The sequence below is a fragment of the Ruegeria sp. BE10 genome (assembly GCF_056538905.1).
Genome location: NZ_JBQFTX010000001.1, coordinates 535,741 through 560,189, shown reverse-complemented (window position 1 = coordinate 560,189; position 24,449 = coordinate 535,741). Strand labels below are relative to the sequence as shown.

Sequence of the window (24,449 nt, the reverse complement as noted above, 5' to 3'; positions counted from 1 at the left end):
AGTGGTAGCCCGTAGGGGAATCGAACCCCTCTTTCCAGGTTGAAAACCTGGCGTCCTAACCGATAGACGAACGGGCCATTTGGTATGGCGCAAGCACAAGTGGTAGCCCGTAGGGGAATCGAACCCCTCTTTCCAGGTTGAAAACCTGGCGTCCTAACCGATAGACGAACGGGCCACGCTGGCTTGTGGAGGGCCTTTTACGGTTTCGCCCGGACCCCCGCAAGCCGAAAAATGCAAGGACGTGAAAGTTTTTTCCAAGGCCTGAAATCGGGCTTAAATGGCCTCTGCTGCGTCTTCCAGCCGAAGTTGCACACTTTGGCGTCCACCCCACGTGTTCACTTCCAGCCGTCCGGCGAAATGAAAGCGCGCGCCGCCGTGATTTGACAGCTTTTCGCCCATCGGACCGTCAAAGGCCCCAAAGGCAATGGCATCCAGACCGCCGCCAACACCGTCGGACAGGGACAGTTTCAGATGGGATTCACCAACGCGTTTGGCAAAACGCACCTGCAGGTCCGGCAGCGCATATCGCGGGGCAGGGGCGCTGGCCCCGAACGGACCTGCCTTTTCGATCTGTTCGATCAGATCGATAGTGGCTGCACCAGGCATCAGGGTGCCGTCTAGTTTCAAATCGGCCGGACCGCCTTCACCCGCGCCTTGCTTGGCCAGCAATTCGCTGAGCCGCGCCATGGCAGGTTCCAACTGGTCGCGCATCACGGTCAGCCCCGCCGCCATCTTGTGGCCGCCACCCTTCACCAATAACCCTTCGGCCGCTAGCCGCTGGATCGACGCACCCAGATCAACGCCCGAGATCGAACGGCCCGAGCCTTTGCCCTCATCCCCGTCGAAACCGATGACAATCGCGGGGCGGTTGGCGTTTTCCTTCAGGCGTGAGGCCACGATGCCGACTACACCAGGGTGCCAGCCTTCACCCGCAGCCCAAACAAGCGGCGCATCCAGACCACGTTCCTCGGCCTGCTCTAACGCTGCGGCACGTACGGCGTTTTCGATGTCACGACGCTCGGTGTTCAATTCATCCAAGCGTTGCGAGAGCGCCTGCGCCTCATGCATCGATTCTGTGCTAAGCAACCGCGCGCCCAGGTCCGCCTGACCAATGCGCCCACCCGCATTAACGCGCGGACCCAGCAGAAACCCCAGGTGATAGCTGTTAGGCGCCGAGTCCATGCGCGCCACATCCGACAGCGCCACAAGACCGGGCCTTTGCCGTTGGGCCATAACCTTCAGGCCTTGTCGCACAAGCGCCCGGTTTGCCCCGATCAGCGGGGCCACATCAGCCACGGTCGCCAGCGCCACGAGATCCAGCAGACCAATCAAGTCAGGCCCCTTTACACCTGCCTCACGCAGTTGACGTCCGGCTTCGACCAGCATCAGAAACACGACACCGGCGGCGCAGAGAAAGCCCAGATCGCCGCTTTCATCCTGCCGGTTAGGGTTCACCACGGCGGCACAATCGGGCAGAGTTTCGCCGCCCAAGTGGTGATCCAACACGATCACATCCGCGCCCTTGGCGGCTGCAATCGGTTCGTGACTCAGCGTGCCACAATCGACGCAGATGATCAGGACATGCGTGGCGGCCAGTTCCTGCATCGCGGGCACGTTGGGGCCATAGCCCTCGTCAATTCGGTCGGGCACGTACAAAGTAGCCTGCAGGCCCATCTGCCGCAGCCAAACCAGCAGCAAAGCTGCAGAACTGGCGCCATCTACGTCATAGTCCGCGAACACTGCGATCCGCTGATTGTTCGTGACCGCTGACAGGAACCGCGTTGCGGCTTTTTCCATATCCTTCATGTCGCGCGGGTCAGGCAGCAGTTCTTTCAGTTTGGGTTCCAGAAACCCGGACGCCTCCATAGCAGAGACGCCGCGTCGCGCCAGAACCTGACACACCGCGCGGGGCAGACCGGCCTGTTGGATCAGCATTTCCGCGGCCCGCTCAACATCGGGCATTGGGCCGACCCAACGTCGCCCGGATAGTGACTGCTCAACCCCAAGATAACTCATGGTGTGCCTCTTATGCGCCAAGGCCGGACCCTCTCGGATCCGGCCTCTTCATCTTTTTCCAAATACTCTCGCCGAAGGCAATGGCGCAAACCATCACGCTTTGTCGTGGGGCCACATTGGCGTGCGATACGACATGCGGCGGACCGAGCCGGTTTTCGACCGCATCAGCAGCGTGGTGGTTTCGACCCAGCCGGGTTCGCGCTTGATGCGCGGCAACAGCGAACCGCCGGTGACACCGGTGGCCGCAAAAATCACGTCGGCAGTGACCATTTCGTCGCGGGAATAAACGCGGTCCAGATCGGTGATGCCTGCCTTGGCGGCGCGGCCGCGTTCGTCATCGTTGCGGAACAACAGGCGGCCAAAGATCTGACCGCCCATGCATTTAAGCGCAGCTGCAGCCAGAACGCCTTCGGGCGCGCCACCCGAACCCATATACATGTCGATGCCGGTCTCTTCGCTTTCGGCACAGTGCATGACACCGGCCACGTCACCATCGGTGATCAGGCGGATCGAGGCGCCGGTTTCACGGACTTCAGCGATCATCGCTTCGTGACGGGGACGCTCCAGAATGCAGACGGTGATATCGGCAGGCTCACAACCCTTGGCCTTGGCCAGTGCTTCGACCCGTTCGCGGGGCGACATGTCCAGATTGACCACACCTTCGGCGAACCCCGGACCAATGGCCAGCTTGTCCATGTAAACGTCCGGCGCATGCAACATCGAGCCGCGCGGGCCCATGGCGATCACGGTCAGCGCATTTGGCATGTCCTTGGCGGTCAAGGTGGTGCCTTCCAGCGGGTCCAGCGCGATATCCACACCAGGTCCGTTTCCGGTGCCGACTTCTTCGCCGATATACAGCATCGGCGCTTCGTCGCGTTCACCTTCGCCGATAACAACCACACCCGCGATATCCAGCAGGTTCAGCTGTTCGCGCATGGCGTTTACTGCTGCCTGATCGGCGGCTTTTTCGTCGCCACGCCCAACCAGAGAGGCGGACGCCAGTGCGGCCTGTTCTGCGACCCGCGCAAGGCCCAGAGACAACAGTCGGTCGTTGAAATCAATCTTGGCAGCACTCATTTTTCACTATCCTCAGGTCAGTATCGGCGTTTTCTTCGGCATAGCCTGCGTCTTGGGCAGGCCGCAAGGGTCAAACCTCTTCGATGCGCAATGCAACTGGCTCATCCGCCACCACATCGGTGTCCCGTAGCCCGTTCAGGGCAACGTCCAGCGTGGCGCGCGTGGTTTTGTGGGTGACGATCAGAACCGGAGCGGTGCTTTCCGTATGCCCGTATTGGCGCATCCGGTCGATTGAAACACCTGCATCGCCCAGAATAGCCGCCACTTTGGCCAGCGCTCCAGGTTTATCGAAGAGGGCAAGCCGCAGATAATAGGGGGCGGGCAGTCCGGTCACCGCAGGCTTGGCATCTTGCAACGAGGTTGCGGGGCGACCAAAGGTCGGGATTTGCAGCCCGCGTGCCAGATCGCAGACATCGCCCATCACTGCGCTTGCCGTAGGGCCTTCGCCAGCTCCGGGGCCGCGCAGCACGACTTGCTCGACCGCGTCGCCCTCGATCACCACCATGTTTGTGCCGCCTTCCAACTGCCCCAAGGGCGAGCTGCTGGGCACAAGGCACGGCTGCATACGCTGTTCCAAACCACGGGCCGAGCGTTGCGCGACGCCCAGCAGTTTGATGCGATAGCCCATATCGGCGGCTTGATGAATGTCTTCCAGGGTGATCTGCTGAATGCCTTCGATCTGGATTCCATCGAAGTTCGGCTTGGTGCCAAAAGCGATCGAAGACAACAACGCCAGCTTATGCGCCGCGTCGATGCCGCCAACGTCCAGGTTCGGATCGGCCTCAAGGTACCCAAGCTGCGCGCATTCTTCGAACAGCGCGTTATAGCCCAGCTCCTGCGATTGCATGCGGGTCAGGATATAATTGCAGGTTCCGTTCATCACGCCCATGACGCGGGTGATCTCATTTCCGGCCAGCCCTTCGGTCAGCGACTTGATCACCGGGATACCGCCTGCAACGGCGGCCTCGAACCGGATGACACGACCGGCTGCTTCGGCCTTTTCGGCTAGGTCCTGACCGTGGATCGCCAGCAGCGCCTTATTGGCGGTCACCACGTCCTTGCCAGTGGCCAGCGCCGCCTCGACCGAGGCTTTGGCCGGGCCGTTTTCGCCGCCGATCAGTTCGACAAACACATCGATGTCATTGCGCTTCGCCATCGCCACGGGATCGGTTTCCCAGGCGTAGTCCGACAGGTTCACACCGCGATCCTTATTCGCATCGCGCGCCGAAACGGCAACGATCTCGACAGATCGGCCCGTGCGCGCCTGCAGCAGGTCTGCGTGGCGGCGGATGATCTTTACGACACCCACGCCAACCGTTCCCAAGCCCGCAATTCCCAGCCGCAGCGCCTGTGTCATCCCGTGGGTTCCTTTCCGCTCGAAATTTCCGTGGTTTCGGGCCGTTTGCCCGTTCAGCGCTGCCTTAGCGGGTTCAGCGCTAGGGTGCAATGCGTCCTGGTCCCGGACGGGGCTGAATCGTAGGGGCTTAGTTGATTTCCGCGTTCTGGAGTTCTTCTGACTTTTTCTCAAGTTCCTCACGCCGCGCAATCAAGTCTTCTTCGACCACGGCGGCCTCGTTCACCGGATCAACGGCGGGGCCCAGGTTTTCCTGCAGCGGGATAAGTTTAGGATAGCGTGCCGACTCCAGCTCCGGCAACTCGCGCCCTTCCAATTCTGGAATATCGGTGCATCCGGCACATGCGAGCATCAGTATCAGCAAAGGCAGGGGTTTCATGCAGAACTCTTTCAACATCAACTGAAACTGTGATGCACCTTTTAGTGGTTTGGTTCAAGCGGGGTTCTATCTGAACAAACGTTCAGATACGGTGTGGGAATGGCACGTACGCAAGGTTCACATTCCGATATTACCGGCCCACGCATCCGCAAGGCGGCGCTGGGTTTGTTCGCCCGTCACGGCTATGCGGCCGTCTCGATGCGCCAGATCGCGTCCGAGGTCGGGGTGCAGGCAGGGGCTCTGTATAACTACACGCCGGATAAACAAAGCCTGCTATACCGTCTGATGCACGAACACATGCAAGAGCTGCTTTTGGCTTATGACGATCTTGACCATCCTGCCGATGCGTCCGAGGCGTTGCGCCAGTTCGTAGGGTTTCATATCCGCTTTCACCTGGAGCGCCCAGATGAGGTGTTCATTGCCTATATGGAATTGCGCAACCTGACACCGGAAAACTTCTCGGAAATCGAGGCCTTGCGCCGCAGCTATGAAAACGCGCTAGAGACCATCTTGCGCAGCGGGCAGCAGGGCGGGGTGTTCGATATCGCGGATACCAAGATCGCCACCCTCGCCGTCATTGCCATGCTGAACGGGGTGATGACTTGGTATCGCGCCGGAGGGCGTTTGTCGCTGGACGAAGTTGAGCAGGTCTATTGGGACATGGTGCGTAGATCGGTCTCGATCTAGTGTGCTGGTCGAATGAACGTGCCATTACGCAATTCGCGAAAGGCCTGTTCCAATTCGGACCGTGTGTTCATGACAATGGGGCCGTGCCAAGCCACAGGTTCGGCAATCGGTGCCCCTGAGATCAAAAGGAATCGCACACCCTCAGGGCCGGCCTGCACCGTGATCTCATCGCCGCTGCCAAAGCGCACAAGGGTTCGATCACCGGACATGTCCCGAATGTTAACTTCTTGCCCTGCAACCTCTTTTTCCAGCAGGACGCCAGTAGGATGCGACGCGTCGGCAAAGGCAGCCTGACCTTCAAACACATATGCGAAGGCACGGCGATAGGTATCTATCCGGAATGTTTTCTTGACCCCTGCGGGGATTTGAATGTCTAGGTATTGCGGGTCGGCTGCGATCCCATCGACCGGACCGGCTTTACCCCAGAACTCTCCTACAATCACACGCACAGTTGTTCCGTCATCATCGGTGATTTCCGGGATGTCCCTGCTTTGCACGTCCTGATAGCGCGGCGCAGTCATTTTCTGTGCCGAGGGCAGGTTGCCCCACAACTGGAAACCATGCATTTGGCCAGCGGCGTTACCTGTCGGCATTTCCTGATGCAAAATCCCAGACCCGGCTGTCATCCACTGCACATCTCCGGCGCCCAATGTCCCGCTGTTGCCCAATGAGTCCGAGTGGTCAACCGTGCCAGCCAGAACATAGGTGATCGTTTCGATGCCACGATGAGGGTGCCATGGGAAACCCGCCTGATAATCCTGTGGGTTTTCATTGCGAAAGTCGTCAAAAAGCAGGAATGGGTCCAGTTCAGATGGGTCCTGAAACCCAAACGCGCGGTGCAATTTGACCCCCGCGCCCTCAAGCGTTGGTGTGGATTTGCGGGTTTCCAAAACTGGTCGTAGGGACATTGTGACCTCCAATAGCTTTGGTTTGCATGTATGATAAGCGCAAGTCTGGTCAATCAGCAGAAATGAACGGGTGCTGTGCGGAAATCTACCCCTCTGTCCTTCCCGGAACAAAAACGTTAAACCGTGACGAAAATATCGGGGAGTCACATGCATCAAGAGGTTTTGGCCACCATCAGGCCCTCAATCGCCAGACGTTGGCTGGGCACCGGAATGTTGGGCTGTGTCGGTGTGCTTGTTCTGTATGTCGCGTTGTCGCATCCATCCGAACCGATATGGCTGGTTTTTCTGCTTGTGGTGGGTGGTGCGTCTTTCTGGTTGGCCTACCGAATGTGGTTCGCGACCGATGATGCGATCGAGTTGACGCAAACCGAACTCAGAACCGGGGCAGGGCGGCTGATTGCCAAAGTCGAAGATATCGAGAGCATTGACCGGGGTGTCTTTGCGTTCAAACCCTCAAACGGGTTTCTTCTAAAGACACGGCAAAGTGCCGAAAATAGCTGGGCGCCTGGCCTGTGGTGGCGATTGGGACGCCGGGTGGGTGTCGGCGGGGTAACAACGGCCGCCGAAACCAAGTTTATGTGCGAAATACTGCAGGCTCTGGTTACGACTGGCAGCCCTGTTGAGAAACAACCCCAATAATCTGATTTTCGAAGCGCGGACGCGTGAAGATGTAATTCTCGAATTGATAGTCGGTATCCAGCCAGGCGGGCTTGACTGTCCATTCATAATCGTTTGACGATTCCACGATAATCATCGGCTCTAGGTCGGCCATGGGTGGAAGTCGGTCGCGCAATCTGTCGATATTGCCGTTGTCCCATATCCCGGGAAATCCGCAGGTTGTTGACCATTCCACATCGTAGTAGTCGTCGCCACCGTTTTCGAAATACCGGATGAATGACACACGCAATCTCATCTCGGCGGTGCTGTTTACCATCCGTTGCATCAGGGTGTGCATGGACTCGATGTAAGTGTCAGTAACAGTGTCTTTTTCCCGCGAGAGCAGATCGCTTACCGTATACGCGGCTTTCACGTTCAAAGTGCTTTGGCGAAAGCCGTCAAAGAACGTGTAGGTCAGCGAGATCGTCATAACGAAGATCGGGAATAACAGCAGGGACTCCAGGGTGAGGCTCCCGCTCTCACGCCGTGCGGAGCTTCTCAGATACTGTCGGATTCTAGTAAGAAAACGCATTGTATCAAGGCTCCTGAACAAAAGCGGTCGTTGAAGTTAGAGAGATCACACCATCGTCACTGACTAAGGCGACTGCCATGTCTGATCCGGGGAAAACCGGATCAATCTGTGCGCAAGCGCGCAAGATCATCAGCTCATTTGCCGGACCATTCGTGAATTCCCGAACGGGTTTTGTCGGTTCCGCACGGTCCGTACAGTCCGGTGACACAGGCAGCGTGACGCCAGTGAAGGCGCTCTGACGGATCATTTCCAGCTGCAAGTTACTCGTGCAATCGTCAATTACCAGGGATCTTTCGCAAATTGCATCCTTGATTTGATCGTGCGTGGGCCCTGATCCGGTCCCAAGGCGAATATCACGGACAACCATATCGACAGCACGTTCCAGCATAACTTGTTTTACGGAAACCAGTGCATATTCCACGGCGCACAGTATGACGACGAGGTACAAGGGGAACAGGATGACGAACTCAACCGCCAACCCGCCTTTCTCGGACCGTCTGAACCGTAGTATATTTTTCAGAAACCCACGGGTCATTGCGTCAACTTCAATTGTTTGATCGAAGCAGCGATGGATTCGAACACCTGTTGAAGGGTCAGATTGGCGCTGCCCAACGTCCCATCGCTGTTGACTGCATAAACTGTGCTGGGGCTGCTGGCGCAATCCTCGATGGTGGTCACGCCGACTGCAGGTGCTTCGAAGGCAATGCCGTAGACGATCACACCCTTATTTTTAGCGGCCGCACAAATATCCGAGGTGCGAATATTTTTAGTGGACGAACCGATAGAGTTATATGCACCGTAATACCAGTTGTTGATACGATTGCTGTCAAAGCGGTAGTTGTTTTCGGCATTCCAGCGCAGAGACGCACGGTTGAACAATTCAGGATAAGTCAGGCGAATGGCATCACCATCCTCTTGATCGCCATGACGGTGGTTACGGTATTCCTGCTGACGGGACCAATAATAAACGGGCGGTTCTACGCCAGGTTCCGTAATTCTGACGCTGTATTCACCTACTTTGCCGTCCCAATGCGTGTATCCAGCGTTGAACCAGACATCCGAATTCCCGTCACGCAGATCTTCTTCCAGCCTGTATTGTGAGGTATTTTCGCCATCGGTAAACACAATGAGAATTTTTTCTACATCGTCTTCATAGTTTTTCGGACGGTCACCGAAAGTAGCAGGAACAATGGTCTCGGTCGAAGACGAGCTGACTCTCTGTGCCGACAAGTCATTTATGATGTCCTGAAAATCGGGGTCCAGCAACGCCATGCCCCACTTTACGCCGATGTCGATCGAAGTGTTGCCCTGCGCCGTAAGATCGTCGATCCGGTCATGCAATTTATCGATATCGTTTGTATGAGCGGTGATTTCACTACCGTCCCGCGTTGGGCAAGTAAGATACCTGGGTTCTTCCCATTGCGTTCTGCTTGTCCGATAGCGATCAAAATGGGCGGTGCGGTCAAACGAGGCGGTTGGGTCCAAAGCAGCCTGCCGGAAATCTGATGAGCTAAAGTTCAGGCAATGCGAGTAATTGTGTTCATTTGTTACGTTTGTGAACTTGCCCAGAATATCCTCGCCCGCGTTCACTTGCGTGGCGTAGGGGATGATCGAGATTGAAATCTTATCCGGATTTTCTTTCTCATACATTGTGTCCACGAAACTTTTAGCCGCATCGCGCAGAACCGCAATTTTGGATCGGCCTTCCGTGGCGGATGCCCGAGTCATCGAACCGGACATGTCCAGAACTAGGGAAATTTCAACAGAACCAACAGATTCTTCCGCGGTACTTGTCGCTGAGGCGGTCAAAGTGTCGATGTACACAAACCTCATGAAGTTTGTTGTGACGGTTTTATCTGCCGACGCGATCACTTTCCGAGATCCGATGCCTTCAATGACCTCGATGTCGTAGTTGACGTCACCCAACCCAGATTTCTTGATGTACTCTTCAGCCACCAGCTTGGGGTCAACATCAACTTGATCCAAGTTGGCAGCAGCAAGGACAGCGCGATCCAACGTTGCTTGCATCGTCGCTCTTTCGCGCTCGAACTTCATGATGTCGACGCCCAGACCGGTTGTCGCAAACATCATCAGAAGGCCGATAAGCACAAAAAGCGTGAATACCGCACCACCTTCGTCTTTGGCGAAACGGCGGGCGACCGAAGCCTTTTTTTCAGATCTCTTTGAGCCGCTTTGAAATACGCGCTTATTCATCTTGATGACCTCGCTGAGCAGACATCCAAACTGCTAAGGAAATATTAACTCTCAAAAATTAACGCCGAATCGTGGCGGGATTTAGGCGAAAAAGCTGCTGACTTGACTGATTTACAAGCAAAAGCGGGATAATTCGCGGGCGATGGGCGCTTCTGTCTTCGGTTGGGCGACAATTTCGAAGTCGGGTGCCGAATTGGGCGACTCAGCGACCGTCACAGTATTTTTGATGCGTTTTTCGAGTTTTATTTCTGCTTAATTATTGATCGTTTACCCAATGGGTGCGACAAAACGTCAGAACGTAAACCGTTCGCTGGCACGGAGGATTAAATGACGGCCATTAAAGAACCCAGCTTTCGCGAGAGTGTGGACCTTATGTTCAACAGGGCAGCGTCCCTGATGGACCTGCCGCCGGGGTTGGAGGAGAAAATCCGGGTCTGCAATGCGACCTACACCGTGCGTTTCGGCGTTCGCCTGCGGGGTGAGATTCATACTTTCACCGGATATCGGTCGGTTCACTCTGAGCATATGGAGCCGGTCAAGGGCGGTATTCGCTATGCTCTGGCCGTGAACCAGGACGAAGTCGAAGCTCTGGCGGCACTCATGACTTACAAGTGTGCATTGGTTGAGACACCGTTTGGCGGCTCGAAAGGTGGCTTGTGCATTGATCCCCGGCAGTATGAAGAACATGAGTTGGAACAGATCACGCGGCGTTTTGCTTATGAATTGGCCAAGCGCGATCTGATCAACCCGTCTCAGAACGTGCCTGCGCCCGATATGGGCACGGGCGAGCGCGAGATGGCGTGGATTGCGGACCAGTTCGCACGAATGAACACAACCGATATCAATGCGCGTGCCTGTGTCACCGGCAAGCCGCTGAATGCCGGTGGTATCGCCGGACGTGTCGAAGCCACAGGGCGAGGCATTCAATACGCATTGCGTGAGTTCTTCCGCCACCCTGAGGACGTGCAGAAGGCAGGCCTGTCCGGCAAGCTGGACGGCAAACGCGTTGTCGTGCAGGGGTTGGGCAACGTGGGATATCACGCCGCAAAGTTCCTGAGTGAAGAGGACGGCTCTCGTATTGTCGGTATCGTTGAATGGGATGGTGCGCTCTATAATCCCGACGGGATTGACGTTGAATCGGTCCGGCAGTGGATCGTCAAGCATGGCGGTGTTAGCGACTATCCGGATGCAACGCATTCTGCCGAAGGTGCCGAGGTTCTAGAAGCAGACTGCGACATCCTCATTCCGGCGGCCCTTGAAGGTGTCATCAACCTAGCCAACGCCGAACGGATCAAGGCACCCTTGATCATCGAGGCGGCGAATGGTCCTGTGACGGCGGGTGCGGATGAAATCCTGCGCAAAAAAGGCACCGTGATCATTCCGGACATGTACGCGAATGCCGGCGGTGTGACGGTGTCTTACTTTGAATGGGTGAAAAACCTCAGCCATATCCGCTTTGGCCGGATGCAGCGTCGTCAGGAAGAAGCGCGCCACGAGTTGATCGTCAGCGAGTTGGAGCGGCTGGATCGGTATCTGGGCGATGCGTGGTCGATGTCCCCGGACTTCAAGGCCAAATACCTCAAAGGTGCGGATGAGCTGGAATTGGTTCGTTCGGGCCTCGATGACACGATGCGCATTGCCTACCAATCCATGCGCGAGGTCTGGCACAGCCGTGATGATGTCGAAGATCTGCGGACGGCGGCTTATATCGTAGCCATTGATCGCGTCTCGAAAAGCTACCGCGCCAAAGGGCTTTGATCCTTTGCATTACAGGGGCGGTCGGGCCACGATCCGATTGCCCCTGTTGCTGTCCGACCTAAATTGATCGCAAGCGGTGAAAAGGAAGATGGCAGGCAGTGCGCCTGACAGGTAAGCTGCCGCGAAAGAAACGATTCCGGGAGATCCCCATGTTGCGTACCGCCATCGCGGCCCTTTTGTTGGCCACACCTCTGGCTGCTGAGGAAACCAAAGAACAAAGCTGCCAGTATCAGGCTGATGTCGTTGCGGCAATCCAAAAGGCGCGTCTGGACAGGGTCAAGGAGCGCGACGTACCGCAGGCGGTGGCTGATACAAGCCCGACCTGGCCCGAGAACTACAACGCGGCCATTCCGTTGATCGCCCCCTGGGTTTACGAGCAAAAGATGCGCGACGTGCGCAAAAAGGATCTGGGCGCCGCGTGGCTTGAGCTGTGTTTGCAGCAATAATCCACAGCACCATCATTTCCCTGTGGACAAACGCGCGTCATACCCTTGGCGCGCGTTCCTGTTTCTGTCAAGTTTAACCCATGTCACTGCCCCCCGGATTTCTGGATGAACTGCGCACCCGGCTGAGCTTGTCTCAGGTTGTTGGGCGTAAGGTCATGTGGGATGCGCGCAAGTCCAATCAGGGCAAGGGTGACATGTGGGCACCGTGCCCGTTTCATCATGAAAAGACCGCCTCATTCCACGTCGATGATCAAAAGGGGTTCTACTACTGCTTTGGTTGCCATGCCAAAGGCGATGCGATCAGCTTTGTGAAAGAAACCGAGAATGTATCGTTCATCGAAGCAGTTGAGATTCTGGCGCGCGAGGCCGGAATGCCGATGCCCGCGCGCGATCCCAAAGCACAGGAAAAGCAGGACCGCCGTTCGCAACTGGCCGAGGTGATGGAGCAGGCGGTGCAATTCTTCCGCCTGCAACTCAAGACCGGGGCAGGGGGAGCGGCACGTGATTACCTGAGCCGCCGTGGACTGGACGCGCAGGCGTTGGAGCGATGGGAAATCGGCTTTGCCCCAGATGGCTGGCAGGCGCTGTGGGATCATCTGCGCGGCAAGAATGTGACCGAGGATCTGATCCTAGGTGCGGGTTTGGCCAAGCCGTCGAACAAGGGCAAAAAGCCCTATGACACATTCCGCAATCGGATCATGTTCCCGATCCGCGACCCGCGCGGGCGTTGCATCGCCTTTGGCGGGCGGGCGATGGACCCGGCCGACAATGCCAAATACCTGAACTCACCCGAGACTGATTTGTTCGACAAGGGACGCAGCCTCTATAACCACGGGCCCGCACGGCAGTCTGCGGGCAAAGGGCTGCCCTTGGTCGTGGCCGAAGGGTACATGGACGTGATTGCTCTGGCAGAGGCTGGGTTTAGTGCCTCGGTCGCGCCGCTAGGTACCGCGATTACCGAGCATCAGTTGCAATTGCTATGGCGTATCTCGGACGAGCCGATCATTGCACTGGATGGCGATACGGCGGGTCTGCGGGCCGCCATGCGGGCGGTTGATCTGGCTCTGCCGTTGCTGGAGGCCGGGAAATCCCTGCGCTTTGCCCTGATGCCCGAAGGCAAGGACCCCGACGATCTGTTGCGTGCCGAAGGGGCAGGGGCGGTGCAGGCTGTGCTGGATGGGGCCATTCCGATGGTCAAATTGCTGTGGCAGCGCGAAACCGATGGCAAGGTCTTTGACAGCCCGGAACGTAAGGCAGCGTTGGATAAGGTGCTGAGGGACAAGATCAAACTGATCCGTGACCCTTCGATCCGCTCTCATTACGGGCAAGAGATTAAGGATCTGCGGTGGCAATTGTTCCGCCCGCAGCGGCAATCTGGGAACCGCCAATGGAAACCTCGGGGCAAGTGGCAACCGCAGAAACAGCCAGCAACGCCTGACGCGCGGGCATCGTTTCTGGCCTCATCCGAAGGTGCCGAGATTCAACTGCGCGAAGCGGCTATTCTTGCAATTGCTGCGCTAAACCCCGAAGTCGTTGTGCAGTTTGAGCATCAATTGGAGGATATGGAGTGCCGCGATTCCGACCATGCAGCCCTGCGCCATGCGATCCTGCGTCACGCGATTGATGATCCTGACAACCTGAAAGACCACATTGCCGATACTTTGGGGCCCCAAGCCCTTGAAAACCTGCTGGCCCTTCGCCATGTCGCAGTAATCCCCTGTGTGTACAAACCAGGCGACGTTGAAAAGGCCGAGATGACTCTGGCCGAGGAACTCGCAAAGATCAAAGCGCTCCGGGGGTTGGATGCTGAGATTGCCGAAGCTGCAGAGGAACTGTCCGATCTGGCCGATGAGGCGTTGACGTACCGATTGGCGCAAGCCGCCGAAGAACGCAACCGCACAAGCCGTAGCCAGAACGAGGACAGGGCCGTTTTCGACATTGCCGACAATGGCGCGCGGATCAACCGCGACGAGAAAGATGCGTTCAAGGCAATCATGTCGGGCATCAATTTTGAACGGAAACGCCGGTGAAGTGGTGTTTTCGTAAGGCACTGGAAAAGAAAAACAGGTAAACGGGTGGCCGAATCACTTCTACGCGCTAATGATTCGGTTGAAACGAATCACCCATCCCTGCAGGAGCATTGAATGGCCGCCAAGGATACGAACGAAGACCGCAAATCCGACGAGCAGGAACAGGAAATCTCGTTGGACATGAGCCAGGCCAACGTCAAGAAGATGATCGCCGAGGCCCGCGAGAAAGGTTACATCACCTACGACCAGCTCAATCAGGTGCTGCCGCCTGACCAGGTCAGCTCGGAACAGATCGAAGACGTTATGTCGATGCTGTCCGAAATGGGCATCAACATCATCGAAGATGAAGAGGCCGAAGAGGAAGAGAACAAAGGCTCGACCGAACTGACCACCACGGAAAGCAACCGTGAGGTTGCGTTGTCCGGTGCTGCAACGGAAAAGCTGGACCGCACTGACGACCCCGTACGCATGTATCTGCGCGAGATGGGCAGCGTCGAACTGCTAAGCCGTGAGGGCGAGATTGCGATCGCCAAGCGGATCGAGGCCGGTCGCAACACCATGATCGCCGGTCTGTGCGAAAGCCCGCTGACCTTCCAGGCGATTACCATCTGGCACGACGAATTGTTGTCCGAAGACATTCTGCTGCGTGACGTCATTGACCTGGAGGCCACATTTGGCAACCAGTTGGACGAAGACGGCGATGTCGAAGAACCGGTCGTCGACACGTCAGCCGTACAGGCGGCAAAGCCAGCCAAGGACAGCGGACCGGAACTGGACGCGGATGGCAATCCGATCGCCAATGATGACGATGATGACGAAGATGATCAGGCCAACATGTCTCTGGCCGCGATGGAAGCGGCCCTGAAAGATCAGGTGCTGACCACGCTGGAGCGAATCTCGACCGATTTCGCGATGCTTTCGGAAATGCAGGACAGCCGGATTTCGGCCACGCTGAACGAAGATGGCACGTTCAGCGCCAAGGACGAAGAGACCTATCAAAAGCTACGGGCCGAGATTGTTGAACTGGTGAACGGTCTACACCTGCACAACAACCGTATCGAAGCGCTGATCGACCAGCTTTACGGCATCAACCGCCGTATCATGTCGCTGGACAGCGCGATGGTGAAGCTGGCGGACCAAGCCCGTATCAATCGTCGCGAGTTTATCGACGCTTATCGTGGCCGTGAACTGGACCCGAACTGGCTGGCCGAGATGGCTGAAAAACCCGGTCGGGGTTGGCAGATGTTCATCGAACGCTCGACTGCCAAAGTCGAGGAACTGCGCAACGATATGGCTCAGGTCGGGCAATATGTCGGTCTCGACATCCCCGAATTCCGCCGCATCGTGCAGCAGGTTCAGAAGGGTGAAAAAGAGGCGCGGCAGGCCAAGAAGGAAATGGTCGAGGCAAACCTGCGCCTGGTGATTTCGATTGCCAAAAAGTACACGAACCGCGGCCTCCAATTCCTTGATCTTATTCAGGAAGGCAACATCGGCCTGATGAAGGCGGTAGACAAGTTCGAATACCGCCGCGGCTATAAGTTCTCGACCTATGCGACCTGGTGGATTCGTCAGGCGATCACGCGCTCAATTGCGGATCAGGCCCGTACAATCCGTATTCCGGTCCACATGATCGAGACGATCAACAAGCTGGTTCGGACCGGCCGTCAGATGCTGCACGAGATCGGGCGCGAGCCGACGCCAGAAGAACTGGCTGAAAAGCTGCAGATGCCGCTGGAAAAGGTTCGCAAGGTGATGAAGATCGCCAAAGAGCCGATCAGCCTTGAGACGCCGATTGGCGACGAGGAAGACAGCCAGCTGGGCGATTTCATCGAGGACAAGAATGCCGTGCTGCCGCTGGACAGCGCCATTCAGGAAAACCTCAAGGAAACGACGACACGGGTTCTTGCCTCGCTCACCCCGCGCGAAGAGCGGGTGCTGCGCATGCGTTTTGGCATCGGCATGAACACCGACCATACGCTGGAAGAGGTCGGTCAACAGTTCAGTGTGACCCGCGAACGTATCCGTCAGATCGAAGCGAAAGCGTTGCGCAAGCTGAAACATCCCAGCCGGTCGCGAAAACTGCGGTCTTTCCTGGATCAATAAAACCAAGGCGCCCCGAGAGTGGCGCCTTTTTTCTTTCACCCCACGCGCTTTCACATTGTCCATTGGAAAAATCAATTTGGCGGGAAGTCACAAGGCAAGACCCCTGCACCTATTTATATCCGCATTGTCCACTCATGGGACAGGCCGGGGTGAGGCTTTGCGGCTGATGACCCCCGGCCACTTGCCATATAGCGCATCCGATTAATCCAGACGACTGCGGAAAGTGCTGGGGGCCTGACCGGTCCAGCGTTTGAAAGCGGTCGAAAAGGCCGGTTGATCGGCGTAGCCCAGCGAATAGGCAATCTCGGACAGCGCCATGCCGTTGGTGATAAAGGTTTGCGCCAGATCGCATCTAAGATCGTCAACGATATCACGATAGGTTGCCCCTTCTTCCTTGAGCCGCCGTGTGAAGGTGCGCGGACTCATCCCCAGATTTGCGGCGGCCTCATCGGCGTGAATGACAGTGCCGGGCAGCGAGCGGGTAATCAGCCCTTCGACCTGTGCGCGCAGTTTTTGCTTGGGCGAGCGTCGCTCTGCCAGGACACGTTCACCATATTCCAGAAGGTGCGCGCGCAGGTTTGAATCGTAGGTCGGAACCGGCAAATCCAACGAGGATACGGCAAAGACGATTTCCAGTCTCTCTGCACCGAAAACAACGGGAAACCCTGCAAGTTTTTGAAATTTTTCTCTGCTTTTCCCAACCTCGTGCTGAAACCGTATCTCAATCGGACGGAAATTCGATTGCGTCAGGGTGCGCATGCGGGCCAATCCGGCGAACATGAGGAATTCGGTCCGGCGGTGATACCGGGCAAAACTGGCATCCTTCCATTCGGCCTCAATGGTGGCAAAGTTTCCGGCAAGGCGCAGTGCAAAGGCTATGGCCGGGTCGATGAACATATGAAAACGCGAGGTATTTTCGATCACCTGCCGCAGGTCGCGCGAATACTTACTGATATACGCCGTCAGGCTAGAGGACGAAGAAAACTGCAACCCGGTCTGCGCGGCAAAGGTAATATCTCCGACGGAATCGCAGGCATAGCGTGCAAACAGGGCTTCTTGATGGGCGCTGCACGTTGTTGTCGGCGCTGCAATTCTATCCCGTGAGAGTTTACACTTTTCCAGTATACGGTCAGATGCTTCGGTGCCGTTTGTTCGTTGATCAAGCGCTTTGGTCAATAACTGAATGCGGGCGATATCAACTTCCATGGCTGTTCCACCGTGTTTTCAATCGGGTTTAATGCCGTTGTTGCGTATTGGGCGTTTGTCGATCCCATGTATTGCTTCAATGTCTGGAATTCGAATGGTTTTGGCCGGCAAACACAAGACCCAAGGTCAGACATTTTGTATTTCCCGTCCGTTGTCGGGTCAGCACCTTGTGGGGATGAGGTCAGAGCCCTGGATAAAAAACCACCAAAACCGGTGGCTCCCCGGCACATTCACGCGTTTGAATCAGACGGCCTCATGTCGCATTGCCCGGTCCGGACCATGGTGAAAGGGTGCGGGTAGGAAAGCTAACGGGCGCAACAGATATGCCAAACTTTGCCGTCTCAGAATTGGTGGATGCTCAGGATGCCATTGTTTTTGATGGGGAATGTGTTCTGTGTTCAGGTTTTTTTCAATTCATGACGATAAGGGATAAAGCGCAGCGTTTTAAATTCGCAACGGCGCAATCGCCGCTAGGGCAAAGGCTGTACCAAGAGCTTGGATTGCCCATGCAGGATTTTGAAACCAACCTGGTGATCGTGAACGGCAATGTACATCAACGTCTGGATGCCTTCGCCGCGGCGATGGGCGCGCTGCCGGGGATTTGGCCGATCTTGTCTTTTTGTAGGTTCCTGCCCAGCTGGATTAAAGACCCGCTTTATCATGCCATTGCACGCAACAGGTACAAGATTTTCGGACGCAATCCGACCTGTATGACCCCGGATGCCGCACTGCGATCCCGTTTTTTGCCCGAGGGATTTTGAGTGGAACCCGATCCGTTTTTGCAATCCCTTCCTGCCGGGGTAGAAGTGCCCTTGGCCCTTCAGCAGTTGCATTCCAACACAGGTCACTACGTGGGACGGTGCGATATTGTCGAGGGACGAGGGTGGTTGATCAGGCTTGCTTTGCACCTCGGACGGTTTCCTCGAAGCGCCAACGACATACCGGTGCAAGTTCGGATAGACCGTGACGATGACACATGGCAGTGGGTACGTGATTTTGATGGCCACACGACTCGATCCCTCCTGACATTTGATCACGGCGCAGATTGCGTTCGTGAAAGGCTGGGCTGGCTGACGCTGTGGCTGGAGCCCGAAGTCGAAGCTGAACGCCTGTTGATCCACATCCGGGGCCTGAGCATTTTGGGTCTTCGTTGCCCGGCATTTTTGCTGCCACGCTCATCAACCGTAGAATGGCAGAGCGAAACAGGGGATTATTGCTTTGATGTCTCGGCCAAAGTGCCGGGCCTTGGGGTATTGATCCGGTATAGCGGCTGGTTGAAACTTGTTCACGTACAGATGGACCCGGATTGAATTCATCGTGAACCGGCTTTGTTTGAATTCAGAGTACACTAGGTCAATACCTACCTCGAAACAGGAAAGAGTGTGACTATGAAAAAGGTTATGTCTTATGCCGTATTCGCGGCGCTTGTATTGACCACTCCAGCGTCAGCGACGTTCGCTCGGTTTGGCTATCAGACCGTAGCGCTTAGCAACACAGTCTTTGAGGTGATCCCGCGCGGACGGACCGATGTAGACGGGTATTGGTGTGCGGCCTCTGATTTTGCCCGCAGAACACTGGGCGCCAGTTGGCAACAGCGGATTTACGTCAAGCGTGGTTATGGTCCAAGCGAGGCCACGGGGCGCAGAACAGCCGTGCAGTTTTCGCTTACGGCACCGGAGACCGTTCAGCAGCAAAGCAGTGGTGTTTTCTCGGCGGGGTTTCAGCCGGGTTTCAGTATGTCAGTTTCGGCCGCCAATGGCCGGTGTACTGCTCGGCCAATCTTTGACTAATACAGGCCTGTCCACCTAATGAAGACCGAGTTTTTAATTTCAGCGCGGGGTCCCGGACTTTATGAGTTCACTCCGGATGTGCGTGACTGGCTGAACTCAGTCGGGGGGGATGGGTTGCTGACACTGTTCGTGCGGCACACCTCTTGTTCGCTGGTCATTCAGGAAAACGCGGACCCCGAAGTGCAGGCGGATTTGCGTGCGTTCTTCGATCGGCTGGTGCCGCCGTCGGATCACCCGTCGATGGCGTATCTGCGGCACACCTATGAAGGTCCCGATGATATGCCAGCCCATATCAAAGCCGCGCTTTTGCCGGTTTCCCTGTCGATTCCTGTGGTGTCTGGACAGCCCGTTCTGGGCACTTGGCAGGGTATATATCTGTTTGAACATCGAACTGCGCCGCATCACCGAAAGGTTGCTGCGCATTTCGCGTAGATTCATGATCTAGCGGTTAAAATTTCCGACTACCCAAATCCTAGCGGCTGCCCTATAGTTGTGGATAACTAAGCCACTGCGCTTACAATAAGAAGCGGAACAAGGGACGAGGAGAGGGCGAATGCGCTGCCCGTTTTGCGGTAATATCGACACTCAGGTCAAAGATTCACGCCCGGCAGAGGATCACGTCGCGATCCGCAGACGTCGGTTTTGTCCCGCTTGTGGGGGGCGTTTTACCACATATGAACGTGTACAATTGCGCGATCTGGTGGTGATCAAAACCAACGGAAAACGAGAGGATTTCGACCGGGATAAGCTGGAACGTTCGATCCGCATTTCGATGCAGAAACGCCCCATTGATCCTGACCGGATCGACCAGATGATTTCGGGCATTGTCCGCCGTCTGGAAAGCATGGGTGAAACCGATATCCCGTCCAGCAAGATCGGTGAGATCGTTATGGAAGCTCTGGCGCGGATCGACACCGTGGCTTATGTTCGCTTTGCGAGTGTATACAAGAATTTCCAGGCGGCCGATGACTTCGAGGAGTTTGTCCACGAACTGCGCCCGCCGCAGCCTTCGACGGACGAGTGAGCGAAACAGATAAGCGATATATGGCGCTGGCCTTGTCATTGGGGCAGCGCGGTCAGGGCACGTGTTGGCCCAACCCTGCGGTAGGGTGTGTTATCGTGCGCGACGGTCGGATCGTCGGGCGTGGCTGGACCCAACCTGGTGGTCGACCGCATGGTGAAACCCAGGCGCTGGCCCAAGCGGGCGAGGCCGCGCGCGGCGCAACTGCGTATGTCTCACTGGAACCTTGTTCTCATCACGGTCAAACACCGCCATGCGCCGAGGCGCTGATCAAGGCAGGTGTGTCGCGGGTGGTTTCCGCCATTGAGGACAGCGATCCGCGCGTCGCAGGACAGGGGTTTGCCATGCTGCGCGAGGCTGGGATTGAGGTCACCACCGGTGTTTTGGCTGAACAAGCTGCACGTGATCACGCGGGGTTTTTCCTGAAGACGGAACAGGGGCGCCCGTTTGTGACGCTCAAACTGGCCAGCAGTTTTGACGGGCGCATTGCGACGTCGACCGGTCACAGCAAGTGGATTACGGGACCGAAAGCGCGGCGGGCGGTCCACGCGATGCGCGCGCGTCATGATGCGGTGATAGTCGGAGCAGGGACAGCGAGGGCTGATGATCCGTCTCTGACTGTTCGCGATCTGGGGGTCGAGGCGCAGCCAGTGCGAGTGGTAGTGTCACGCCACATGGATATTCCGCTGATGGGGCAATTGGCACGTACGGCTGCTGAGATACCGGTTTGGTTATGCCATGGTCCGTCCCCTGATGCCGATCGGGCCCGCGCGTGGGAGGGGCTGGGCGCACGTCTGATCCCCTGTGCGCTGCAGGAACATCACATAGATGCCGCTGACCTGTTGCAACAACTTGGGCAGGCCGGGTTGACGCGCGTTTTCTGCGAAGGTGGGTCGGCGCTTGCGGCGTCCTTGCTAGCCGATGATCTGGTGGATGAGCTGGTGGGCTTTAGCGCGGGGCTGACAATTGGTGCCGAAGGCTTGCCCGCCATTGGATCAATGGGGCTGGACAAGTTGGACGCGGCCCCCCGGTTTGACCTGATAGAAACCCGCGCCATCGGGCCGGATGTTTTGCATCGCTGGGCGAGGGCGCTGCGTTAGCGGCGACGCCATAGGCGAGCGTGCGTGGCAAGCGCGCCTTGCAGTTTCGATAACAAGCGCAGGGATATACTGCTCTTTTGTTCATTGCCCTCTGTCAGGCGTAGCAACGCGACTTCGACAGGGCAGGGCAAACTGGTAAGCGGATCGAGGTATCGTGGATAATCGATCAACGCGGCATGAACCAAACCCAAGATGGACGGTCTTGCGCCACGTCGCGCCGGTACCGTTCCCAGATCGTTCGTCAACCCCCACCCAGCATAAAACGGGGCCCCAAGCGTGGTCACACGGACCCCGCGCAACAGGGCCTCGAACCCAAGCAAAGAGGTCATCGTCCAGACTTCGTGTGTTTGGGCCAGCAACGCGGCTGGATCGGTGTCTGTGGCGATCACGTCGGCGAGACTTTCGTCGCCAATCGACCCTTCGCGCAGTCCGGCCTCGACATCAGGATGCGGCTTATAGATCAGGATCGCATTTGGGTTCGCCTCACGCGCGGCCCTCAGCAAGTCGGTGTTTGTGTGGACAGTCGTAGTGCCAAGCAGGATTGAGGCATCATCCTCGACCTGACCCGGAACCAGAATGCGATGCCCTTCGGGCAGTTCCGGGGGCGCTCCGCCGGTATTGTATTTGCTGAGTTGGCCCGAAACGATCTGCGCCACCAACCGTTCGGCCCGCAATTCCTGATCCGGGCGCAGGGTTTCACGTGCGGTGATCAATTCCTCCAACCGGCTTGGATGTGTCGGGTCGTAGTAGATGCCCAGATCGTCCGTTGCCAAAGACAGGGGCGGCACCAGATTGGCGCCAAGCCCGCGGGACCTCAGAAAACCGTCCTCGATCCTGATTGCGCCTTCCGCATCGCGGGCGTGGTTGGCCCAAACCATATGCGGACAGTCGGGTGTATCGGGCGGGGTCGGAGTGAAGCGAATCTTTTTTTCGCGACCGAACATCTCTTGCAGGTGTTTGCGCTTCCACAGCCGCATGCCGGAGGCTGTCCACCCCTTATGATCCTGACGCCACGCCCTCGTTTGCGCCTCGAGCGTGTCCAGCACAGTTTCCAACTCGCACAACTGATCCCGGTATGGGTCGTACCATGTAGGATAGAGGATCATTGCTGCGGCAAATAACTGCGCCCGGGTCAGGTTGCGCTGGCGGCGAGGGAAATAGACCTCATCCTGTGTCAGCCCCCATCCGGCATAGAAGGGCTGGCCAAAGACACGCGGCTTGTGGCCAGCCATTATAGCCTCAAAGCCCAACTGCGATGACAGGGTGTAGACGCCGACCGCACCCTCTAGCAGAGTCCATGGGCTGATGGGCTCGGTTACAAACGAAACCCGGTCGGTCATATCTTGATCCGAGTAATACCCGCTGCGATGTCCGGCGGCGGTTTCGGGATGTGTCTTGATCAGGACACGGGCACCTGGGTTTTCCTCTTGTGCCATGACCAGCATCTCGCGGAAGCGTGCGTCATCACCCGCGCTGGCCGTGACCGAGGCATCATCTCGCGCCTGATCGACCACTAGAACGTAACCCGGTTCAGGTGGGGGCAGGGTGGGATCGACGGCAGAATACTTGCTGAGGTGCAATTCGCGCATCCTTTCGGTCCCGTACCGGGCCCGGTTCAGCAGGGCGGTATCGTCCAGCGGATGCGTGGCCAGTAGGGTTTCAAGATCCGAAGGCTGCGCAGGATCGAAATGAACCGCCGACCGATCAAGCAACAATCCCAGCGGCGGCTCACCCGTGCGCCCAGGATGTAACGAGCGCAAAAAGGCGTCTTCGACACGTAGAATCGGTGCGTTGTGTCGGGCCGCGATGCTAAAGCCGCGATGCGCAGTTGGGCTGTTGCCCCAAACACCCACTACGTCTCCGTCGCGGGGAAGACCCAGCCGGATGTCGTAACCATTGAGGTGTAGGATGCGCCGTATGCGGCGTTGGGTCAGGAAACCACCGTTATAGACAAGCAACCGGGTCCGTTGTGCCCCGGCTGTTGGGTCAAGTTGCATCAGCCGCCCGTCAGCGTGGCGACGTTTGCAACCGGTGTCAGGCCACCAGCGATCAGAGAGATCGATTTGCTCCACTGCGCATACGGGGCTTCGGTCACATAGATCGTGTCGTCGTCACGGATGACGAAGTCCCGAGCGACGAACAATCCATTGGGCGCGGTCAGGTTCAACAGATAAATCATGCGCTGATCGCCCTGCAGATCCTGGCGCCCCATGACGTTGCGCGCGATGTCCTGCCGTTCCTTACGTAGTACGAAAATACCGGTCGGGTCCGAGGACAGGGATTGCAAACCGCCCACCTGTGCTAGAGCTTCAAGCGCCGAAAGGTCTTGTGTGTCGAACGCCACACGCGACTGTCCGGTGGCCCCAAGCGCGATGTAGGACCGGCTGTCAGCTTCGACCAGAATGCGGTCTCCACCGCGCAGTGCGACGTCCAACTGGGGATTGCGCACCAGATCGTCATACCACACCGTCCCGCGGTCACTTCCGCGGATCAGCGTCACCAGCGCGATGTCCGAACCCACGGCAACGCCGCCGGCCCGCGACAGCATTCCGGACAGGGTACGGCTTGGCCGCTCTATTGGATAAATGCCCGCTGCCCCGATTTCCCCGCTAAGCGAAACGGTTGCGCCATCCCCTGCGACACGGCGCACTTCGACTTGCGGATCAGGTGTTTGTTCCTGCAGTTCGCTGGTGATCAGTTGGCGCAGTTGCTCGGGCGTGTTGCCCGAGGCTCGGATGCGTCCGGCATACGGCACAAAGATAAAACCGTCGCTGTCGACCTGTATCTGTTCTAGGATAGTGGAGGAGCTTATTTCACCGGACAACAAGCCGTCATCGACGTTTTCCCAAACCGTCAAACCAAGGACGTCACCGGGGCGAACAGTGTCAGCCGCCAGGCGTTGCGCACTGCGAAAAGAGGACGAAAACCCGTATTGAGGGATGGCCGAAGTGGCCTTTGCGACGCGGTCATCAACTTCGACCACAAAAGCATTGCCACCTTTTTCCGTGGAGCCCGCCAAAATTTCAGACTTGTTGGGCCCTGATTTCGGAAGTTGACACCCGGCCAACAGGCCAATTGCGGTCACAAGGGATATCCCCCGTATCCATCGGATTGGAAAGCGCTGCACTGCCGGTAATCCTCGGTCGTTTTTGTTATGGTCTTTTGTTGGGC

At 57.1% G+C, this 24,449-nt stretch carries 23 protein-coding genes and 2 tRNA genes; 12 read left to right on the top strand and 13 right to left on the bottom strand.

The annotated features are described in order from the left end of the window. Window positions 1-2 precede the first annotated feature (2 nt). The 6 genes from ACR0M2_RS02775 to ACR0M2_RS02750 all read right to left on the bottom strand — a co-directional run bounded on the left by ACR0M2_RS02775 (window position 3) and on the right by ACR0M2_RS02750 (window position 4,826). Window positions 3-77 (bottom strand) — tRNA-Glu (locus tag ACR0M2_RS02775). A gap of 23 nt (window positions 78-100) precedes the next feature. Beyond that, window positions 101-175: transfer RNA gene (locus ACR0M2_RS02770), tRNA-Glu, on the bottom strand. Window positions 176-273: 98 nt separating this feature from the next. After that, complete coding sequence (gene recJ, locus ACR0M2_RS02765; RefSeq protein ID WP_480703978.1) at window positions 274-2,016, bottom strand: single-stranded-DNA-specific exonuclease RecJ; 1,743 nt, start codon at window positions 2,014-2,016, stop codon at window positions 274-276. A gap of 93 nt (window positions 2,017-2,109) precedes the next feature. Further along, window positions 2,110-3,093 carry a class II fructose-bisphosphatase gene (gene glpX / locus ACR0M2_RS02760; protein WP_170348240.1) on the bottom strand — a complete coding sequence of 328 codons (984 nt, stop codon included), beginning with the start codon at window positions 3,091-3,093 and terminating at the stop codon, window positions 2,110-2,112. 70 nt (window positions 3,094-3,163) lie between these two features. Further along, window positions 3,164-4,450 (bottom strand): homoserine dehydrogenase, encoded by a 1,287-nt coding sequence (locus ACR0M2_RS02755; RefSeq protein ID WP_480703977.1) that lies wholly within the window; start codon window positions 4,448-4,450, stop codon window positions 3,164-3,166. A 127-nt stretch (window positions 4,451-4,577) separates the two neighbouring features. Continuing rightward, a complete protein-coding gene (locus ACR0M2_RS02750; protein ID WP_170513157.1) occupies window positions 4,578-4,826 on the bottom strand; it encodes a hypothetical protein in 249 nt (82 codons plus the stop codon). A 99-nt stretch (window positions 4,827-4,925) separates the two neighbouring features. Between ACR0M2_RS02750 and ACR0M2_RS02745 the strand changes: the two genes are divergently transcribed. After that, entirely contained in the window at window positions 4,926-5,513 is a 588-nt protein-coding gene (locus ACR0M2_RS02745) for a TetR/AcrR family transcriptional regulator (protein WP_170357779.1), read from the top strand. Here ACR0M2_RS02745 and ACR0M2_RS02740 read toward each other — a convergent pair. Continuing rightward, window positions 5,510-6,421 (bottom strand): pirin family protein, encoded by a 912-nt coding sequence (locus tag ACR0M2_RS02740; protein ID WP_480703976.1) that lies wholly within the window; start codon window positions 6,419-6,421, stop codon window positions 5,510-5,512. The genes ACR0M2_RS02745 and ACR0M2_RS02740 overlap by 4 nt on opposite strands. Before the next feature lie 147 nt (window positions 6,422-6,568). Here ACR0M2_RS02740 and ACR0M2_RS02735 point away from each other — a divergent pair, with 147 nt between their 5' ends. Next, complete coding sequence (locus tag ACR0M2_RS02735; RefSeq protein WP_170393488.1) at window positions 6,569-7,060, top strand: hypothetical protein; 492 nt, start codon at window positions 6,569-6,571, stop codon at window positions 7,058-7,060. On the opposite strand, the gene ACR0M2_RS02730 is transcribed toward ACR0M2_RS02735, so the two are convergent. From ACR0M2_RS02730 to ACR0M2_RS02720, 3 genes are all read right to left on the bottom strand, one after another. After that, window positions 7,023-7,508, bottom strand: a complete 486-nt coding sequence (locus ACR0M2_RS02730; protein ID WP_170357785.1) for a pilus assembly protein — start codon at window positions 7,506-7,508, stop codon at window positions 7,023-7,025. The two genes, ACR0M2_RS02735 and ACR0M2_RS02730, sit on opposite strands and share 38 nt — an antisense overlap. Window positions 7,509-7,614: 106 nt before the next feature. Next, on the bottom strand, window positions 7,615-8,145 hold the full coding sequence (locus ACR0M2_RS02725; protein ID WP_170348247.1) for a TadE/TadG family type IV pilus assembly protein: 531 nt from the start codon (window positions 8,143-8,145) through the stop codon (window positions 7,615-7,617). Continuing rightward, a complete protein-coding gene (locus ACR0M2_RS02720) occupies window positions 8,142-9,824 on the bottom strand; it encodes a TadE/TadG family type IV pilus assembly protein (RefSeq protein WP_170357787.1) in 1,683 nt (560 codons plus the stop codon). The genes ACR0M2_RS02725 and ACR0M2_RS02720 overlap by 4 nt, the downstream gene beginning before the upstream one ends. Before the next feature lie 327 nt (window positions 9,825-10,151). Between ACR0M2_RS02720 and ACR0M2_RS02715 the strand changes: the two genes are divergently transcribed. The 4 genes from ACR0M2_RS02715 (at window position 10,152) to rpoD (ending at window position 16,161) form a co-directional block, all read left to right on the top strand. Then, entirely contained in the window at window positions 10,152-11,582 is a 1,431-nt protein-coding gene (locus ACR0M2_RS02715) for a Glu/Leu/Phe/Val family dehydrogenase (protein WP_170374714.1), read from the top strand. A 149-nt stretch (window positions 11,583-11,731) separates the two neighbouring features. Beyond that, window positions 11,732-12,028, top strand: a complete 297-nt coding sequence (locus ACR0M2_RS02710; protein ID WP_170357791.1) for a hypothetical protein — start codon at window positions 11,732-11,734, stop codon at window positions 12,026-12,028. An 80-nt stretch (window positions 12,029-12,108) separates the two neighbouring features. Further along, window positions 12,109-14,058 carry a DNA primase gene (dnaG, locus tag ACR0M2_RS02705; RefSeq protein WP_480703975.1) on the top strand — a complete coding sequence of 650 codons (1,950 nt, stop codon included), beginning with the start codon at window positions 12,109-12,111 and terminating at the stop codon, window positions 14,056-14,058. Window positions 14,059-14,172: 114 nt separating this feature from the next. Further along, window positions 14,173-16,161, top strand: a complete 1,989-nt coding sequence (gene rpoD / locus ACR0M2_RS02700) for an RNA polymerase sigma factor RpoD (RefSeq protein WP_170348252.1) — start codon at window positions 14,173-14,175, stop codon at window positions 16,159-16,161. Between the two features lie 201 nt (window positions 16,162-16,362). Here rpoD and ACR0M2_RS02695 read toward each other — a convergent pair whose 3' ends face one another. Next, window positions 16,363-17,367 (bottom strand): helix-turn-helix domain-containing protein, encoded by a 1,005-nt coding sequence (locus tag ACR0M2_RS02695; protein WP_480703974.1) that lies wholly within the window; start codon window positions 17,365-17,367, stop codon window positions 16,363-16,365. A 323-nt stretch (window positions 17,368-17,690) separates the two neighbouring features. Here ACR0M2_RS02695 and ACR0M2_RS02690 point away from each other — a divergent pair, with 323 nt between their 5' ends. From ACR0M2_RS02690 to ribD, 6 genes are all read left to right on the top strand, one after another. Further along, a complete protein-coding gene (locus ACR0M2_RS02690) occupies window positions 17,691-18,128 on the top strand; it encodes a thiol-disulfide oxidoreductase DCC family protein (protein ID WP_480703973.1) in 438 nt (145 codons plus the stop codon). Beyond that, window positions 18,129-18,677, top strand: a complete 549-nt coding sequence (locus tag ACR0M2_RS02685) for a DUF4166 domain-containing protein (protein ID WP_480703972.1) — start codon at window positions 18,129-18,131, stop codon at window positions 18,675-18,677. A 78-nt stretch (window positions 18,678-18,755) separates the two neighbouring features. Further along, window positions 18,756-19,157, top strand: coding sequence for a hypothetical protein (locus ACR0M2_RS02680; protein WP_170409302.1), 402 nt, complete (start codon window positions 18,756-18,758; stop codon window positions 19,155-19,157). 18 nt (window positions 19,158-19,175) lie between these two features. Beyond that, window positions 19,176-19,589 carry a secondary thiamine-phosphate synthase enzyme YjbQ gene (locus ACR0M2_RS02675; protein WP_170348257.1) on the top strand — a complete coding sequence of 138 codons (414 nt, stop codon included), beginning with the start codon at window positions 19,176-19,178 and terminating at the stop codon, window positions 19,587-19,589. Window positions 19,590-19,710: 121 nt separating this feature from the next. Then, window positions 19,711-20,181 carry a transcriptional regulator NrdR gene (nrdR, locus tag ACR0M2_RS02670; RefSeq protein WP_005983889.1) on the top strand — a complete coding sequence of 157 codons (471 nt, stop codon included), beginning with the start codon at window positions 19,711-19,713 and terminating at the stop codon, window positions 20,179-20,181. After that, window positions 20,178-21,278: a bifunctional diaminohydroxyphosphoribosylaminopyrimidine deaminase/5-amino-6-(5-phosphoribosylamino)uracil reductase RibD gene (gene ribD / locus ACR0M2_RS02665; protein ID WP_480646263.1), complete on the top strand. Its 1,101-nt coding sequence runs from the start codon at window positions 20,178-20,180 to the stop codon at window positions 21,276-21,278. Before nrdR ends, ribD begins: the two co-directional genes overlap by 4 nt. Here ribD and ACR0M2_RS02660 read toward each other — a convergent pair. Together ACR0M2_RS02660 and ACR0M2_RS02655 are read right to left on the bottom strand one after the other, a co-directional pair. Next, window positions 21,275-23,275 carry a capsular polysaccharide biosynthesis protein gene (locus tag ACR0M2_RS02660; RefSeq protein WP_480703971.1) on the bottom strand — a complete coding sequence of 667 codons (2,001 nt, stop codon included), beginning with the start codon at window positions 23,273-23,275 and terminating at the stop codon, window positions 21,275-21,277. The genes ribD and ACR0M2_RS02660 overlap by 4 nt on opposite strands. Beyond that, window positions 23,275-24,405, bottom strand: coding sequence for a polysaccharide biosynthesis/export family protein (locus ACR0M2_RS02655; RefSeq protein ID WP_480703970.1), 1,131 nt, complete (start codon window positions 24,403-24,405; stop codon window positions 23,275-23,277). Before ACR0M2_RS02655 ends, ACR0M2_RS02660 begins: the two co-directional genes overlap by 1 nt. Window positions 24,406-24,449: the final 44 nt, after the last annotated feature.

Coding starts and splice junctions, on each gene's coding strand:
- recJ (WP_480703978.1), bottom strand. CDS start 2,016: ATGAGTTATCTTGGGGTTGAGCAGTCACTATCCGGGCGACGTTGGGTC.
- glpX (WP_170348240.1), bottom strand. CDS start 3,093: ATGAGTGCTGCCAAGATTGATTTCAACGACCGACTGTTGTCTCTGGGC.
- ACR0M2_RS02755 (WP_480703977.1), bottom strand. CDS start 4,450: ATGACACAGGCGCTGCGGCTGGGAATTGCGGGCTTGGGAACGGTTGGC.
- ACR0M2_RS02750 (WP_170513157.1), bottom strand. CDS start 4,826: ATGAAACCCCTGCCTTTGCTGATACTGATGCTCGCATGTGCCGGATGC.
- ACR0M2_RS02745 (WP_170357779.1), top strand. CDS start 4,926: ATGGCACGTACGCAAGGTTCACATTCCGATATTACCGGCCCACGCATC.
- ACR0M2_RS02740 (WP_480703976.1), bottom strand. CDS start 6,421: ATGTCCCTACGACCAGTTTTGGAAACCCGCAAATCCACACCAACGCTT.
- ACR0M2_RS02735 (WP_170393488.1), top strand. CDS start 6,569: ATGCATCAAGAGGTTTTGGCCACCATCAGGCCCTCAATCGCCAGACGT.
- ACR0M2_RS02730 (WP_170357785.1), bottom strand. CDS start 7,508: ATGACGATCTCGCTGACCTACACGTTCTTTGACGGCTTTCGCCAAAGC.
- ACR0M2_RS02725 (WP_170348247.1), bottom strand. CDS start 8,145: ATGACCCGTGGGTTTCTGAAAAATATACTACGGTTCAGACGGTCCGAG.
- ACR0M2_RS02720 (WP_170357787.1), bottom strand. CDS start 9,824: ATGAATAAGCGCGTATTTCAAAGCGGCTCAAAGAGATCTGAAAAAAAG.
- ACR0M2_RS02715 (WP_170374714.1), top strand. CDS start 10,152: ATGACGGCCATTAAAGAACCCAGCTTTCGCGAGAGTGTGGACCTTATG.
- ACR0M2_RS02710 (WP_170357791.1), top strand. CDS start 11,732: ATGTTGCGTACCGCCATCGCGGCCCTTTTGTTGGCCACACCTCTGGCT.
- dnaG (WP_480703975.1), top strand. CDS start 12,109: ATGTCACTGCCCCCCGGATTTCTGGATGAACTGCGCACCCGGCTGAGC.
- rpoD (WP_170348252.1), top strand. CDS start 14,173: ATGGCCGCCAAGGATACGAACGAAGACCGCAAATCCGACGAGCAGGAA.
- ACR0M2_RS02695 (WP_480703974.1), bottom strand. CDS start 17,367: ATGGAAGTTGATATCGCCCGCATTCAGTTATTGACCAAAGCGCTTGAT.
- ACR0M2_RS02690 (WP_480703973.1), top strand. CDS start 17,691: ATGCCAAACTTTGCCGTCTCAGAATTGGTGGATGCTCAGGATGCCATT.
- ACR0M2_RS02680 (WP_170409302.1), top strand. CDS start 18,756: ATGAAAAAGGTTATGTCTTATGCCGTATTCGCGGCGCTTGTATTGACC.
- ACR0M2_RS02675 (WP_170348257.1), top strand. CDS start 19,176: ATGAAGACCGAGTTTTTAATTTCAGCGCGGGGTCCCGGACTTTATGAG.
- nrdR (WP_005983889.1), top strand. CDS start 19,711: ATGCGCTGCCCGTTTTGCGGTAATATCGACACTCAGGTCAAAGATTCA.
- ACR0M2_RS02660 (WP_480703971.1), bottom strand. CDS start 23,275: ATGCAACTTGACCCAACAGCCGGGGCACAACGGACCCGGTTGCTTGTC.